The following is a 15,167-nucleotide window of genomic DNA, read 5'->3' as shown; positions in this document are numbered from 1 at the left end:
GATCAGTTTTCACTTACTTTTTCCAGGAGCTGACTCGGTGAAAGCTTTATTTCCCCTACCAAGCGCCATCCGAACCGTGTTTGTTGCAGTACTGGCCCTTGCCACTGCTTCTTGTGGTTTTCACCTTCGTGGCAACTATATGCTGCCTGACGATATCGCCAAACTGTCCCTCACCAGCTTTGATAAATATGGTCAGCTGACCCGTCTTGTCGAGTCGCAGTTTGAACTGCATGGCATTGAATCGGTTCCACCCGCGGCCACCGTCCCAAACCTGCATTTGATCGGTGAATCAACGGGTGAGCGTACCTTATCGCTGTACCAGAACAGTGGTAAAGCTGAGTATGAACTTATCTACACGGTTAACTATCGAGTCGTTGTGCCAGAAAAAGGCGCACAGACATTCACCACCAAAGTCACTCGGACCTTTTTGGATAACCCACTCACAGCCCTGGCAAAATCGGTTGAACAGGATGAGCTTGAAGATGTTATGCGCAAACAGGCCGCACAACAAATCATGCGTCAGCTTGCCCGCTTAACGGCAGTGCTCAACAAAGTGGCCGAAGAAGAGTTCCAAGCTGATCTGGATACCGGGATGCATAGCGAGGCAGACACGCTCGATACGACATCAGAAGGATCGACGAGCATCACCACAGAGGCGGTAGAAGATACCCAAGCTGCCAAGGCGTTATTTAACGACGCGGACAACACACAATTAGACAACAATCACTTAGACAACAAAACGGAATGAGAATCTACCCAGAACAACTGTCGCAGCAACTGGCAAAAGGGCTGCGTCAGGCTTTCCTTCTTTTCGGCAACGAGCCACTGATCAAGCAAGAATGTGGCGACCAAATCAAACACCACGCTCAACAAGCCGGCTTCACTGAGCGGCATGCCTTCACCATTGATAACCAGTTGGACTGGAATCAGGTTCTCGATTGCTGCAATGCAATGAGTCTGTTCTCCGATCAACAGATTATTGAGCTTGAAATTCCGGACTCTGGTCTTAATCCCACCCAGGCCAAAGCCCTGCAGGAAGTCACGGCCAGTTTACACCGCGATATTTTATTACTGCTGCATGGTCCTCGGCTGAATAAAAAGCAAGAAAGTGCAAAATGGTTTAAGCCCTTAGCAGATACCGGCCTTTATATTCCATGTAACACACCGGATCCGCGCCATTTACCGCGTTTTATTCAAGCCCGCTGTCAGTCATTAGGCTTAAAGCCCGATCATGAATCCGTACTTATGCTGGCACAGTGGCACGAAGGCAACTTATTTGCGCTGGCTCAAAGCTTGCAGAAACTCATATTGATCTATCCTGATGGTGAACTGACTGTTTTACGCTTGGAAGAGGCCCTGAGCCGCCATAATCACTACACGCCATTTCAATTGGTTGATGCCCTGCTTGCGGGCCAGGCCAAGCGCAGCCAACGGATATTAAGACAGTTGGAAGGCGAAGGGGTGGAAGCCACCATCTTACTGCGCACCCTACAGCGTGAATTAACCCAGCTGTACAAAATGCAGGAAATGGGCAAGAAAGGAACCCCTCTGAACATCATTTTTGAACAGTTCAGAGTGTGGCAAAGCCGCCGCGAAATCTTTATTGGCGCATTACATCGGTTGCCGCTGGCAACATTGATCCAGCTCCTGCAGCGATTAGCCTTGCTCGAAGTACAAGTGAAAACGGATTTTGACAGCAATCCCTGGCCAGCGTTAAGTGCATTATGTGCTGAAATGTGTGGTATCCCGACCCATACAACAATGGCTAAATTTTAACAATGCTATCGACGACCAATCGGTATAAAGCTTTTAATGACTTTATCGCGAGTGATATACTGCGCCGCTAAATTGTGACTCAGATCTATCTGGCCACTGAATTATTTTCATATTTCACTCAAATGAGGGGATACCTTTGCAGGTTCAAGAACTACACGACTTTATTGTAAATAAAATTGACGATATGAAAGCTCAGGACATAGTGACACTGGACGTACGCGGTAAATCAAGCATCACCGATTTGATGGTTGTCTGTACCGGTACATCTAACCGCCATGTGGCTTCTATTGCCGATAATGTCGACAAAGAGTCTAAATTGATTGACTACCCTCCTTTTGGTATCAGCGGTGAAGATGATGCTGAATGGGTGATTGTTGATATGGGCAGCGTAATGCTGCACGTGATGCAGCAAGAAACGCGTGAACTCTACCAGCTGGAGAAGCTTTGGAGCTAAACCAACCATGAAGCTTCAACTGATTGCTGTGGGCACTAAGATGCCAAAATGGGTCGAAGACGGTTATAAAGAATATAGCCGTCGCTTCCCTAAAGATATGCCACTGGAGTTAATTGAGATTTCTGCCGGAAAACGGGGGAAAAATGCTGACATTGCTCGCATCTTACAAAAAGAAGGCGAAGCCATGTTAGCCGCTGTGGCTAAAGGTAACCGAATTGTCACCTTGGATATTCCGGGAAAACGCTGGGATACCGAGCAATTAGCCCAGCAACTTGACAGCTGGAAGCTCGATGGACGTGATGTGTCCATTCTGATCGGCGGTCCGGAAGGACTGTCCCCGGCATGTAAGGCCGCGGCAGAGCAAAGCTGGTCTTTATCTCCGTTAACGCTACCACATCCGTTAGTACGGGTTGTAATGGCCGAAAGTTTATACCGCGCGTGGAGTATCACCGCCAATCATCCTTATCACAGGGAATAAGTGTCAATGAGACAAAAGCGAACCCAGATCCGCGACCATCGGGCTGAGTCGGCACTCTTTTTTCGCCGGGCTCTTGTCTCATTTATCGGCATCGTGGTACTGGTCGGTGTACTGCTTACCAACCTGTATCACATTCAGGTCAACCAACATGCCGACTATCAAACGCGCTCTAACGACAACCGAATCAAAATTGTCCCGGTCGCCCCTAACCGCGGCCTGATTTACGACCGCAGCGGTGTACTGCTGGCCGAAAATCGCCCGATTTACGCCCTCGAAATAACCACCGAAAAAGTATCGGATCTCGAAGATACTTTTGCTCGCCTGCAATCTCTGCTGGGGATCACTGCCGAGGAGATTGAAAGCTTTAAGAATGAGCGCCGACGCAGCCGCCGCTTTAAATCTGTCTCAATTCTAAATCAGTTATCGGAACAGCAAGTTGCGCTGTTTTCTGTCAATCAGCACAAATTCCCCGGGGTAGAAGTCAAAGCCTACCTCAAGCGCCATTATCCTTACGGTGACTCGCTCACTCACGTTTTAGGCTATGTTGCTAAAATCAACGACCGTGATCTCCTGCGCTTGGAACGAGAAGAAAAAATCAGCAACTACAAAGCCACACGGGATATCGGCAAGCTAGGGATCGAAAAATACTATGAAGAGCTGCTTCATGGTACATCCGGCTATCAGGAAGTCGAAGTCAATAGCCGTGGTCGTATTATTCGCACCCTGAAATACGTCCCGCCAATTCCAGGTAAAGATATCAAGCTCAATATCGACATTGAGTTACAGCTGTATGTGAGAGAACTGCTGACCGAACGAAAACAAGATCCCGATACCGGTGAAGAAGCTATCACCTATAAGCGCGGTTCTGTGGTGGTTCTGGATCCTCGCGATTCGGCCGTATTGGCCATGGTGTCCAGCCCGAGCTATGATCCGAATCTGTTTGTTCATGGTATCTCCAACAAACAATACAATCAGCTGCTTAATAATATAAACCGCCCGCTGGTTAACCGGGCCACACTGGGTATTTACCCGCCAGCATCAACCATTAAACCGATGATCTCTGTCGCCGCACTGACTGAAGGGGTGATCACCCCGCGAACCACCCGAAACGATCCGGGATTTTGGAAAATACCAAACTCCAATAGCCGTCCGTTCCGTGACTGGAAACGCTGGGGGCACGGCAAAGTCAATATAGATAAAGCGATTGAAGAATCCGTTGATACTTTCTTCTACCAGATAGCTTACGATTTGGGCATTGATCGCCTGTCGAGCTGGATGGCTAAATTCGGCTTCGGTGAATACACCGGTATCGATATCCACGAAGAGAGTAAAGCCAATATGCCGACCCGTGAATGGAAACAAGCCCGTTTTCGTCAGCCTTGGTACCAGGGTGATACCATTCCTGTCGGTATCGGACAAGGCTACTGGACATCGACGCCATTACAGATTGCCAAGGCAACCACGGTACTGGTTAACAACGGTATTGTGCGTCCGCCTCATTTGTTAAAAAACATTATTGAGGATGAAAGCGAGACACCAGCCGTCTTCGATGAATATCCGCCAATTTCCGGTGTCGAACAAAAGCATTGGGATATTGCCAAAGAAGGTATGCATCGCGTACTTTACGGTACCCGAGGCACCGCAAGGCGAGCATTCTACGGCGCCCCTTACCAGGCGGGGGGGAAGTCGGGATCTGCTCAGGTATTCGGTTTAGCTAAAGATCAGAAATATAACGCTGAAGAGCTGGAAGAACACCTGCGAGATCACGCATTGTTTACCGCTTTCGCTCCTTTTGAAGCCCCAGAAATCGTGGTATCAATGGTTCTGGAAAATGCCGGAGGCGGTTCATCCAATGGTGGCCCGGTGGCACGTAAGATTTTCGACCATATATTACTGAAACCCCAGTTAGCCGAGGTAAATCAATGAGTGTGATGGCTACAACAGGGAATAAACGCTCCCTCAGTGACCGCTTACATCTGGACATGCCGCTACTATTAGGTATTTTGGCCCTGATGGGCTTCGGCTTATTGGTAATGTACAGTGCCAGCGGCCAGAGCCTGCCAATGATGGAACGGCAGGCTGTTCGTATGTGTTTGTCCCTTGGCATCATGTTTATCTTAGCCCAAGTCGCTCCGCGTCATTATGAAGCCTGGGCACCTTACTTGTTCGGGATCGGATTGATACTGTTGCTTGGCGTACTGGTATTTGGCGAAGCATCAAAAGGAGCGCAGCGTTGGCTTAACCTCGGTTTTGTCCGTTTCCAGCCGTCAGAGCTGATCAAGCTGGCCGTGCCCTTAATGGTCGCTCGGTTCATTGGTAATAAACCGCTGCCGCCAAGTTTCCGCAACATTGTCGTGGCATTGATGATGATCTTTGTACCGACGATCCTGATCGCCAAACAACCGGATTTAGGCACATCCATTCTGATTGCCGCATCCGGTATTTTCGTTCTGTTCCTGTCAGGCATTAGCTGGCGGATCATCACAGCCGCCGCGGTTCTGCTCGGGGCATTTATTCCGGTCTTGTGGTTTTTCTTAATGCGCGACTACCAGCGCACCCGCGTACTGACCCTGTTTAATCCAGAGTCCGATCCATTGGGCGCGGGTTATCATATTATTCAATCCAAAATAGCCATCGGCTCAGGCGGAATCGCCGGGAAAGGCTGGCTCCACGGCACACAATCACAACTTGAATTCTTACCCGAGCGCCACACTGACTTTATCTTCGCCGTGATTGCGGAGGAATGGGGATTAGCCGGTGTCGCTTGCCTGCTGGCCATCTACCTGTTTATTATCGGCCGGGGATTACTGCTGGCCAGCCGTGCCCAAACGGCCTTTGGCCGAATGATGGCCGGCAGTATCGTTCTGAGCTTCTTCGTTTACATTTTTGTTAATATTGGCATGGTAAGCGGCATATTACCTGTTGTTGGGGTACCACTACCTTTAATAAGTTACGGCGGGACATCCATGGTGACCCTGATGGCTGGTTTTGGCATTCTAATGTCTATTCATACTCATAGAAAAATGTTGTCGAAGGCGACCTAAATGCGTGCATTATCCTTTCTTTTTTTATTACTGCTAGCCGGCTGTAGCTCAGCGCCAAGCAAAGAACGCTACGATATCGCTGACGATGCGGCTCCGGAGAATTCACCGACTCTGGAGCATATTGAAGACGCCCAGCCTCGCTATGAGCCCATTAGCCTGGCAGGCAATAAAAATTACACCTTGCGCGATCAAGATTACACGATCGTGACCAACCAGGAAGGCTTCACCCAAGAAGGGCATGCTTCCTGGTACGGCAAGAAGTTTCATGGCCATAAGACCTCAAACGGTGAAATCTATGACATGTACTCGATGACAGCAGCCCATAAAACCCTGCCTTTGCCGAGTTATGTCAAAGTGACCAATCAGAAAAACGGGAAAACAGCCATCGTCAGGGTTAACGACCGGGGCCCGTTTCATAATGGTAGGATCATCGACTTAAGCATGGCTGCGGCATCTAAACTGGACGTCATCAAAGACGGTACCGCCCCCGTCAAAATAGAATTGATCCAGGTGGCGAAACCTGCCTCACCCGATGAATGGCAAACAGCAAATCCTAATTATTACTACGTGCAGTTAGCTGCAGTAAGCAATGAAAATAAAGCCCGGCTGGTAGCCGATAAATTGGCGGAAACCTTTGCCACGCCGGTGGATCTAAAAAAAGCCGAGTCAGCTGCTGTCTATCGGGTACGGTTAGGCCCTTACCTTGATCGTGATGAAGCAATTGAGATCCGGGATAAAGCGAAAGCAAATAACTATCCGAAAGCGTTTATCATCACAACTCAACGAGAGTTGGAACCGAAATAGAAAATACGGGTCAAATAGCTATCGACTATCATACACAACAGTCAGTGATACGGTTTAGGAATAACAATGTCTCAAACAATTCAATCTCGGTGATAATTAATGTCAAGATTTCGACATCTCGCCCTTTCTCAACTGGTTCAGAATTTTCAATCTGATATAGTGTGTACAGTTTTTTGTAATCGACAAATTAAGTTACAACAATCATGAATAAATTTGCTGCAACTTCCCGAACTTTAGCCATCTCGGCGTTGATGCTGGTCTCTGCTTCTGCAGTCGCTGCACCCGCTGTGGTGCCTGATCCACCTCAAATTGCCGCAAAAGGCTATGTGTTGATGGATTACCATTCAGGTAAAATCCTGGCTGGTAACAAAGCTAACGATAAAATACCGCCAGCCAGTCTTACCAAAATGATGACCAGTTACGTCATCGGCCAAGAAATTAAACGTGGCAATATTTCCCTGGATGACACTGTTGTCATCAGCAAAAATGCCTGGGCAAAGAATTTCCCTGGCTCTTCGAAAATGTTCATCGAAGTCGGCAGTGAGGTCAAAGTCGCCGATCTGAACCGCGGTATCATTATCCAGTCGGGTAACGATGCATGTGTGGCGATGGCTGAGCACGTCGCCGGATCAGAAGATTCCTTTGTTGATCTGATGAACGCATGGGCGAAAACCATTGGTATGGACTCCACCCATTTCGCCAATGTTCATGGCCTTGATAATAATAGCCTGTACACCACACCGTATGATATGGCCCTGCTTGGTCAGGCTCTGATCCGAGATGTACCAGACGAGTTTGCTATCTATAAAGAGAAGTCATTCACGTACAACAGTATAACCCAGTACAACCGCAACGGCCTGCTATGGGATAACAGCTTAAATGTTGACGGCATGAAAACAGGTCATACCGACAATGCCGGCTATAGCCTGGTAAGCACCGCAACTGAAGGTCGAATGCGCCTGGTTGCCGTGGTAATGGGAACCCAAAGTGCCAATTCCCGTAAAGCCGAAAGTAAGAAGCTTCTTAACTATGGCTTCCGTTTCTTCGAAACAGTTTCGCCACACAAAGCTAACGAAACGTTTGTGACAGAAAAAGTCTGGATGGGTGACATTGATGAAGTGTCACTGGGCGTCAGTGCAGATACCTTTGTCACTTTGCCTCGCGGCCAGACAAAAGACTTAAAAGCCAGCTTTATTCTTGAAAAAGAGTTGAAGGCACCCATCGCGAAAGGCGATGTGGTAGGAAAACTATATTATCGTGTTGGCGAAGAAGATATCGCTGAATATCCACTACTCGCTCTTAACGATGTCAATGAAGGCGGGATTTTCAGCCGCTTGATTGACTACATCATGATGCTGTTTAAAAGCTGGTTAAGTTAATCAAATCCCACACAGTTCCGTACAAAGGCGACCACAATGGTCGCCTTTTTCTTTACACACTGTCCTACAACCTGTTTCCCCCGATACTTGTTTTCTGGTTACTGACACATTACTATGCTCGCCTAATATCAATCTGAGTGGTTACGTACCCACAGACAATAATCAGCCAGATATTACATTCAGTCATACCGAATGCGGACCCCTGGAGTTCAGAATGCAACAGCAACAAACGCAACCAAAACTAAAAGACCTACTTGAATTCCCTTGTAAGTTCTCCTACAAGGTAATGGGGTTCAATAAACCAGAATTACCTGATCTGGTTGTAGAAGTCATCCAGCGCCACGCGCCAGGCGACTATTCGCCAACGGTTAAGCCAAGTGGCAAAGGCACTTACAGTGCCGTTTCAGTGACCATTACCGCGACTTCTATCGAGCAGGTAGAGACGCTATATGCAGAGCTTGGCGATATCGACATCGTTCGCGTGGTACTCTGAGCCTGGGTTCGCGAAAGATCAAGTAAACGAATACCCCTACAAAATTGGCGGCTGATAATTCAGCCGCCAAGCTTTATAATCCCCCAGAAGCTTTGCCCTATGCGGTATGTTATGCTGGATTCGTTCATTCAGGCTTTGCCTGGTTACCATATGGGTGTGATAAATTGCAAAAAAATCTCATCATTCGAAACCTTGGCCGACGGGATTACGAACAAACCTGGCAGGCTATGCAGACGTTTACCGATCAACGTTCACCACAAACGCCGGATGAAATCTGGCTGGTTGAACACAACCCTGTCTTTACTCAGGGGCAGGCCGGTAAAGCAGAGCACTTGTTGCATACCGGTGACATCCCTGTGGTACAAAGCGATCGTGGCGGGCAGGTAACCTATCATGGCCCGGGCCAGCAAGTCGCTTATATCCTGATTGATCTGAGAAGGATCAAATTGGGTGTGCGTGAACTGGTTACACATATTGAAAATACCGTCATTAATACCCTGTCCCATTTTGGGGTAGAGTCTAATGCCCGTCCAGATGCCCCAGGTGTGTATGTCGACAATAAGAAGATTTGTTCACTCGGGTTACGTATCAGGCGTGGCTGCTCTTTTCATGGCCTGGCGCTCAATATCAATATGGATCTGACACCATTTCTGCGCATTAACCCTTGTGGTTATGCTGGCATGGAAATGACGCAGTTGTCCTTGTTGAATGGCCCTTCTGAATTACTGGAAGTTCAGCCTGTACTTGTTGAAGAGTTGACAAAATTGCTCGATTACCAGAGCATTGAGTGGATAACGGAGAGCAGTTAAATGAGCAAACCAATAAAAATCGAACAGGGTGTCAAATACCGTGACGCCGACAAGATGGCTCTGATCCCTGTACGTCATGTTGCAGAAGAGGCGGCCCCCAAAGACGTATTACGCAAGCCTGCATGGATGAAAATTAAGCTGCCATCAGACAGCAAACGTATCCAAGAAATTAAAGCTGCTATGCGTAAGAATAATCTCAACTCTGTTTGCGAAGAGGCTTCTTGCCCTAACCTGGCTGAATGCTTTAACCACGGTACGGCAACCTTTATGATCCTGGGCGCCATTTGTACTCGCCGGTGCCCATTCTGCGATGTTGCCCATGGCCGACCGCTGCCGCCAAGTGCAGAAGAGCCGGTACAGCTCGCTCAAACCATCTCAGATATGAAGCTTAAATACGTCGTGGTTACGTCTGTAGACCGCGATGACCTTCGAGATGGCGGTGCCCAGCATTTTGCTGACTGTACCCGTGAAATTCGACAGAAAAACCCTGATATTCGAATTGAAACACTGGTGCCAGATTTCCGTGGACGGATGGATAATGCACTCGAGATCCTGCGTGATAATCCGCCGGATGTCTTTAACCATAACCTTGAAACCGCCCCTCGGCTGTACCGTAGAGCGCGTCCGGGCGCTAACTATCAGTGGTCTCTGGATCTGCTGAAGAAATTCAAGGAAATGCACCCGGAGATCCCGACCAAATCAGGTGTGATGATGGGTCTGGGAGAAACCAAAGAAGAGATCGTTCAGGTCTTGAAAGACTTACGTGCACATGGTGTTACCATGCTGACTCTGGGACAATACCTGGCACCAAGCCGTCATCACCTGCCGGTCGAACGTTATGTTCCGCCATCAGAGTTTGATGAACTAAAAGAAATTGCCTTAGAGCTGGGCTTTACTCACGCTGCATGTGGTCCATTTGTACGCTCTTCTTACCATGCCGACCTGCAGGCAAAAGGTATTGAGATTAAGTAGTTTCTAGTTTCTAGTTTCTAGTTTCTAGTTTCTAGTTTCTTAAAAAGAAAAACCGCTTTAGGCACAAGCCAAAGCGGTTTTTTATACTTCGCAATACTTCTACTATTGGCTATTTGCGCGCTCAATAGCAGCAGAAAATACAAGTGCTATCGTATTTAATGCTTCTTCGCTGATCGGCTTACCATTTGAATCCGTCACACTCATTGATGTCCGATTGCCTAAATCACCCAGTTGTAATTTATACGTACTGTCGTCGAGCATAATGGGGTTTACGCCCAGTTCAGTCCAGAGTTCATCATCAGGAGAGCGGAACTTCACTTCCACCGCACCTTGTGAACGGTTACGGCCTTCAACGGTGAAACCAAGCTCACTGACCAGCGGTGGCAGACGTTCCCAGAATACGTTATAAGGTGCACGCGCAATAATCACAGGCAGTCCGCTGCGATCTTTACCTATTGAGATCGGGATCTGTTTGACCAGTTCCTCGGCACGAACACGCGCTTCATCACGAAGCAACTGATCATACTGCGATGTCACCAGGTTGGTCATCAAAATACTGTAACGCTCTTTATTAACGAGCGATACGGGTTTTTCAACACCGCCTTCCCGCCAGTCAACCAGCGAAATCTTAAAGCTATTACGTTCAGGATCGGAGGATTTCTCAATCCGGTAACGACTACCGACTTCAGCTTCTTCGTCGTCATTCATCCAATTGATCCAATCCGTCTCAATCGCATTCGCTGACTGGCTACGAAGACTGATATTCCTGTCAGCAATAATACGCTGAGTTAACGACCATACTTGGGCTAAAACGGCCGGCTTAGGCAATAACAACGTGACGCCATCGGCATCTTGGACACTTCGGGCACCAGGAATAAGCGCTAATACCTGTTGTGGTGGGCGAATATCAACCGCTGGCCCTATTTCACCTTGGTACCTCTGATCAGAAATAGCGTAGTCTGCGGCAGCAAATGGTTCAGCTCCCGCAGGCAAAGTCCAGTTTTCTAATGGCTTTGAATCGAGATAGGTAAAATCCTGATTTGCTTGACGACGTCGCTCTGCACCACCAGAACAGGCAGCCAAACTGGCAACCATAACAGCAGTTAATACAAGCCTGTAATTACAATTCATTTATGCTTCGCGCTCCTACGCTTTTGCAAACTACAGCAGCACATTGGCATCTTTAAGAGCCTGAATAACGACTGGCTGTGCTGACTCACTTAATTCTGTAAGCGGCAAACGCAAATACCCATGCTCAATCAACCCCAGTTTATGGGCGGCCCACTTGACTGGAATTGGATTCGATTCGATAAAAAGGTGTTTGTGCAACGGCATTAAGCGTTCATTAATTTCTTTCGCGGCCTCTAACTGGCCATTAAGAGCCAGCTTGAACATTTTTGCCATATCTGCAGCAGCCACATTCGCGGTTACAGAAATAACCCCCTGCCCGCCTTGAGCAACAAAATCTAAACCTGTTGCATCATCACCGCTTAATTGGATGAAGTTTTCGCCACAAAGTTCCCGAGTTTTATGTACACGGGATAAATCGCCTGTAGCATCTTTTATTGCAACGATGTTGTCTATTTTTGCGAGACGAGCAACGGTTTCCGGCAATAAATCAACCGCGGTCCGACCCGGCACATTATACAGAATTTGAGGCAGCTCTGTCGCTTCCGCAATCGCTTTATAATGTTGAAATAAACCTTCTTGTGTCGGTTTATTGTAATACGGCGTGACAGACAGACAGCCCGCAACTCCCGTACCAGAGAAGAGTTTACTGAAGGTGATGGCTTCATGAGTTGCGTTCGCCCCCGTGCCCGCAATAACAGGCACACGACCTTTGGCATATTCTAATGTTTTTAATACGACCTTTACATGTTCATCAACGGTCAGCGTTGCCGACTCGCCTGTCGTGCCAACGGCAATAATTGCATCCGTGCCAGCGGCAATATGATATTCCACCAAACTGGCCAGGCTTGCATAATCGACTTCGCCAGCCTGATCCAACGGTGTTATTAGCGCTACCATGCTTCCTGAAAACATGCCCATCTCCCCTTTTTATATAAGCATTCATGGTACTTTTCGGTGACCGTAAACTCAAGCGCGATCGCAGGTAAAACAGTGAACTAAATAGATACGGTTATTATCCCGGCCAGTTTCCTGTGCTAACATGCAGATAAGATAGCAAAACGATGTGAATAAATATGGAACATTACCTGGTCATTACTGCGGTTGGTACGGATCGCCCCGGTATTTCAGACGAAATCATCCGGCTCATCACGCAATGTAATTGCAATATTGTGGATAGCCGCCTCGCCCTGTTCGGCACTGAGTTCACCTTGATTATGTTGCTATCTGGTAACGGTAATGCTATTTCCCGTGTGGAATCGACCCTGCCGTTGAAAGCACAAGAGCATGATTTAGTCACGGTAATGAAAAGAACGACGAAACATAAAGATCGCTTCTTTCCTTACACGGCCGATTTTAACATCGAAGTCGATGATACTTCTGGAATTATCGAGCATTTCACTCATTTTTTTGCCGTCCGTAAAGTTGATATTTCATCCTTAAGCGCACATACCCAGGAATCCCCAAATCACGATGCGAAAAATCGTTTCATTTTACAGATCAGCACCAATTTGCCTGAGGGCTGTAATTTGATGTCTCTGCAAGAAGAGTTCGAAGCCCTCTGCCATGATCTCCTTGCCACCGGTACCGTCAATTTCATCGGTCATAATCAATAAGGAAAAATTGTATGAAGACTCTGACCGCTGGTATGCCAGCTCCAGCCTTCACCCTGCTAAATCAGGATAACCAACCTGTCAACTTGGCTGATTTTAAGGGTAAGAAAGTACTGGCTTATTTTTATCCTAAAGCCATGACCCCCGGTTGTACTGTTCAAGCGTGTGGGCTGCGAGATAGTAAAGCAGAGTTAGACGAAAAGAATGTGGTGGTGTTAGGTATTAGCATTGATCCGGTTAAACGCCTGCCTAAATTTATTGAGCGCGATAACCTTAATTTCACCCTCTTATCCGATGAAGACCACGCTGTCGCCGATCAATTTGGTGTCTGGGGCGAGAAAAAGTTCATGGGTAAAGTATACGACGGTCTGCACCGCGTCAGCTTCCTGATCAATGAAGACGGCATCATTGAACATGTCTTCAACAAGTTCAAAACCAAAGATCACCACGAGATTGTGCTGAACTACCTCAACAACCATCAGTAATATGGCAACGACAAGATCCCCTGCACAGCAGCAGGGGCCTTCAGTCTCTGAACGATTTATGAATACGGTGAGGGGAAATTACAGCTCCTGTGCATTCACCCAGATAACTGCATCCTGAGACATCTCTTTACCTTTATGCTCAGTCACAGGACCTGACCCTAGGCAAGCAAAGCCCCATACCCCGGCTTTTGGAATGCCAAATGTGAATTCTCCATCCTGATCGGTGATCGCCACAATTGCCGTTTCCGGTGCTTCACGGTGCGTCTTTTTACCGAACGCATTGCCTTTCATGTCAATGTCAGTATTAATAAATTCAATCTCACACTCAACACCTGCCGCAGGCTTACCTTCACTCAGCAGCTGACCGGTAAATGTGCCACCAGCAAAAACCTGGTATGGCTTATTCAGCGGTACAATCTCCGTCGCCAGCTCCAGTGGCTGTTCCCAACCAGTCGGAAGGCCACCTTTATTAACATACGATTTGGTGATCTGCTGAATATAAATGTCTTCACCTTTTTCATAATATGGTGCAGGGACTACGGCAAAGACGTAATCACCGTTGCGCTTCACTTTGTAGTCAGCATGGTAAGCTTTTGCTGTATTTTCCGGACCCGCCCAGCTGATCTGTTTCAGCTTGCCCATCAAATCTATACGCTTATCTTTGAACTGAACGAAGAACTGCTCTGGCTTATCCATGTCCATCACGTGACCGTTATCCATCGGGTGACCGAATACCAGCTTCATGTCGATCTCAGTCGGTTTTTCCACAATCACATCCGGTGTATAGACCAGCTGAAAGTGAGCATTAGCCGCACCAGAGATAGCCAGAGCGACAAAGCTAAGTGATGTAACAAGTGTTTTTTTCATTAATTTCAATCCTTTCTACTTAGAGGAAATACCTCAGTAACTGCATATTATTCGGTGATATCTTCACTGCCGATTTCAACCAGATGGCCAGGGCCTGCATTAAACTGAACCTTGTATTCGCCTTGCGGCTTGTTGAACTCAAACTCACTGTCCTCACTCATCTTGCCAGCAAGTAATTGATTATCTTCTGCATCGGCGACAATAACTTCAACACCGGCCGCTGAAGAACCATCAGAGAAGCCTCCCTCACATAACACGGTGCCGTCACCGTTGTCATAACAGGAACACAATGGGGTATGTGCCATACCAGTCAGCGGCACCATGGATAACATGAGCGCGAACGAAAGTTGTTTTTTATTCATATCGAGACCTGATTATTATTTTCTGTTACCTATTACGGTCGAATTCAACCGAACAAATAAGCAACACACTGAATACCGAGAGCAAGATACCAGTAACTCAAATGAGAATCCTTCTTGTTCGTGTTTTTATTGAGGTAAATCAAAGATGGTGATAATAATTATCATTTGAATTGAATAGGATTGATTTATAAGGCTAATATTGACATGAGCATTATCTTAACAGCATTCCTTTTTAGCCGGTTGTGAGTAACCTTTATGACACTAAACGATATTAAGCCCAATCAAACTGTTGTTGTTCACCGTCATCGCGCAACGGGAATGATAAGACAACGCCTGATGGATTTAGGCATCATGCCTCATACCACTGTCACGATGATCAGGAGTGCCCCGCTCGGCGATCCGATCGAAATCAAAATTGACAATACCCATATCTCACTGCGCCGCACAGAAGCGGCAGGGATTGAAGTGGTAACAATCGCTCCCCCCGAAGCGTGTTAATGCAG

The 15,167-nt window shown here is 47.4% G+C and carries 18 protein-coding genes; 14 read left to right on the top strand and 4 right to left on the bottom strand.

The genetic code is table 11. The features are described from left to right. Window positions 1–37 precede the first annotated feature (37 nt). From lptE to lipA, 11 genes are all read left to right on the top strand, one after another. Window positions 38–748 carry an LPS assembly lipoprotein LptE gene (lptE, locus tag R3289_RS19275; protein WP_318927504.1) on the top strand — a complete coding sequence of 237 codons (711 nt, stop codon included), beginning with the start codon at window positions 38–40 and terminating at the stop codon, window positions 746–748. After that, window positions 745–1,776: a DNA polymerase III subunit delta gene (gene holA, locus R3289_RS19270; RefSeq protein WP_318927502.1), complete on the top strand. Its 1,032-nt coding sequence runs from the start codon at window positions 745–747 to the stop codon at window positions 1,774–1,776. Before lptE ends, holA begins: the two co-directional genes overlap by 4 nt. Before the next feature lie 136 nt (window positions 1,777–1,912). After that, complete coding sequence (rsfS, locus tag R3289_RS19265) at window positions 1,913–2,230, top strand: ribosome silencing factor (protein WP_318927501.1); 318 nt, start codon at window positions 1,913–1,915, stop codon at window positions 2,228–2,230. Window positions 2,231–2,237: 7 nt separating this feature from the next. Next, window positions 2,238–2,708, top strand: a complete 471-nt coding sequence (gene rlmH / locus R3289_RS19260; RefSeq protein WP_318927499.1) for a 23S rRNA (pseudouridine(1915)-N(3))-methyltransferase RlmH — start codon at window positions 2,238–2,240, stop codon at window positions 2,706–2,708. 6 nt (window positions 2,709–2,714) lie between these two features. Beyond that, window positions 2,715–4,634 (top strand): penicillin-binding protein 2, encoded by a 1,920-nt coding sequence (gene mrdA, locus R3289_RS19255; protein ID WP_318927497.1) that lies wholly within the window; start codon window positions 2,715–2,717, stop codon window positions 4,632–4,634. Next, entirely contained in the window at window positions 4,631–5,752 is a 1,122-nt protein-coding gene (mrdB, locus tag R3289_RS19250) for a peptidoglycan glycosyltransferase MrdB (protein ID WP_318927495.1), read from the top strand. The genes mrdA and mrdB overlap by 4 nt, the downstream gene beginning before the upstream one ends. Continuing rightward, a complete protein-coding gene (locus R3289_RS19245) occupies window positions 5,753–6,556 on the top strand; it encodes a septal ring lytic transglycosylase RlpA family protein (RefSeq protein ID WP_318927493.1) in 804 nt (267 codons plus the stop codon). Window positions 6,557–6,759: 203 nt separating this feature from the next. Then, window positions 6,760–7,935, top strand: a complete 1,176-nt coding sequence (locus tag R3289_RS19240; RefSeq protein WP_318927491.1) for a serine hydrolase — start codon at window positions 6,760–6,762, stop codon at window positions 7,933–7,935. 214 nt (window positions 7,936–8,149) lie between these two features. Continuing rightward, the gene (gene ybeD / locus R3289_RS19235) at window positions 8,150–8,428 is read left to right on the top strand and encodes a DUF493 family protein YbeD (protein ID WP_318927490.1); all 279 of its coding nucleotides are present in this window, start codon (window positions 8,150–8,152) and stop codon (window positions 8,426–8,428) included. 164 nt (window positions 8,429–8,592) lie between these two features. After that, on the top strand, window positions 8,593–9,237 hold the full coding sequence (lipB, locus tag R3289_RS19230) for a lipoyl(octanoyl) transferase LipB (RefSeq protein WP_318927488.1): 645 nt from the start codon (window positions 8,593–8,595) through the stop codon (window positions 9,235–9,237). Further along, window positions 9,238–10,209, top strand: coding sequence for a lipoyl synthase (gene lipA / locus R3289_RS19225; RefSeq protein ID WP_318927486.1), 972 nt, complete (start codon window positions 9,238–9,240; stop codon window positions 10,207–10,209). It abuts the gene before it with no gap. A 102-nt stretch (window positions 10,210–10,311) separates the two neighbouring features. Here lipA and bamC read toward each other — a convergent pair whose 3' ends face one another. Further along, entirely contained in the window at window positions 10,312–11,340 is a 1,029-nt protein-coding gene (gene bamC, locus R3289_RS19220; protein ID WP_318927484.1) for an outer membrane protein assembly factor BamC, read from the bottom strand. 30 nt (window positions 11,341–11,370) lie between these two features. Beyond that, the gene (gene dapA, locus R3289_RS19215) at window positions 11,371–12,252 is read right to left on the bottom strand and encodes a 4-hydroxy-tetrahydrodipicolinate synthase (RefSeq protein ID WP_318927483.1); all 882 of its coding nucleotides are present in this window, start codon (window positions 12,250–12,252) and stop codon (window positions 11,371–11,373) included. 161 nt (window positions 12,253–12,413) lie between these two features. Here dapA and R3289_RS19210 point away from each other — a divergent pair, with 161 nt between their 5' ends. Both R3289_RS19210 and bcp read left to right on the top strand, forming a co-directional pair. Next, window positions 12,414–12,953, top strand: a complete 540-nt coding sequence (locus R3289_RS19210) for an ACT domain-containing protein (RefSeq protein WP_318927482.1) — start codon at window positions 12,414–12,416, stop codon at window positions 12,951–12,953. An 11-nt stretch (window positions 12,954–12,964) separates the two neighbouring features. Then, on the top strand, window positions 12,965–13,435 hold the full coding sequence (gene bcp, locus R3289_RS19205; RefSeq protein WP_318927481.1) for a thioredoxin-dependent thiol peroxidase: 471 nt from the start codon (window positions 12,965–12,967) through the stop codon (window positions 13,433–13,435). A gap of 78 nt (window positions 13,436–13,513) precedes the next feature. Here the strand turns inward: bcp and R3289_RS19200 are convergent, their stop codons facing one another. Together R3289_RS19200 and R3289_RS19195 are read right to left on the bottom strand one after the other, a co-directional pair. Then, window positions 13,514–14,302, bottom strand: a complete 789-nt coding sequence (locus R3289_RS19200; RefSeq protein ID WP_318927479.1) for a DUF4198 domain-containing protein — start codon at window positions 14,300–14,302, stop codon at window positions 13,514–13,516. Window positions 14,303–14,349: 47 nt separating this feature from the next. Beyond that, window positions 14,350–14,664, bottom strand: coding sequence for a hypothetical protein (locus R3289_RS19195; RefSeq protein WP_318927477.1), 315 nt, complete (start codon window positions 14,662–14,664; stop codon window positions 14,350–14,352). 255 nt (window positions 14,665–14,919) lie between these two features. Here R3289_RS19195 and R3289_RS19190 point away from each other — a divergent pair, with 255 nt between their 5' ends. Continuing rightward, window positions 14,920–15,162: a ferrous iron transport protein A gene (locus R3289_RS19190; RefSeq protein WP_318927475.1), complete on the top strand. Its 243-nt coding sequence runs from the start codon at window positions 14,920–14,922 to the stop codon at window positions 15,160–15,162. The last annotated feature ends 5 nt before the right edge of the window (window positions 15,163–15,167 follow it).

Origin of the sequence: Photobacterium sp., assembly GCF_033720175.1 — a bacterium.
Classification (GTDB): domain Bacteria; phylum Pseudomonadota; class Gammaproteobacteria; order Enterobacterales; family Vibrionaceae; genus Photobacterium.
This window is presented reverse-complemented; position numbering and strand designations above follow the sequence as displayed.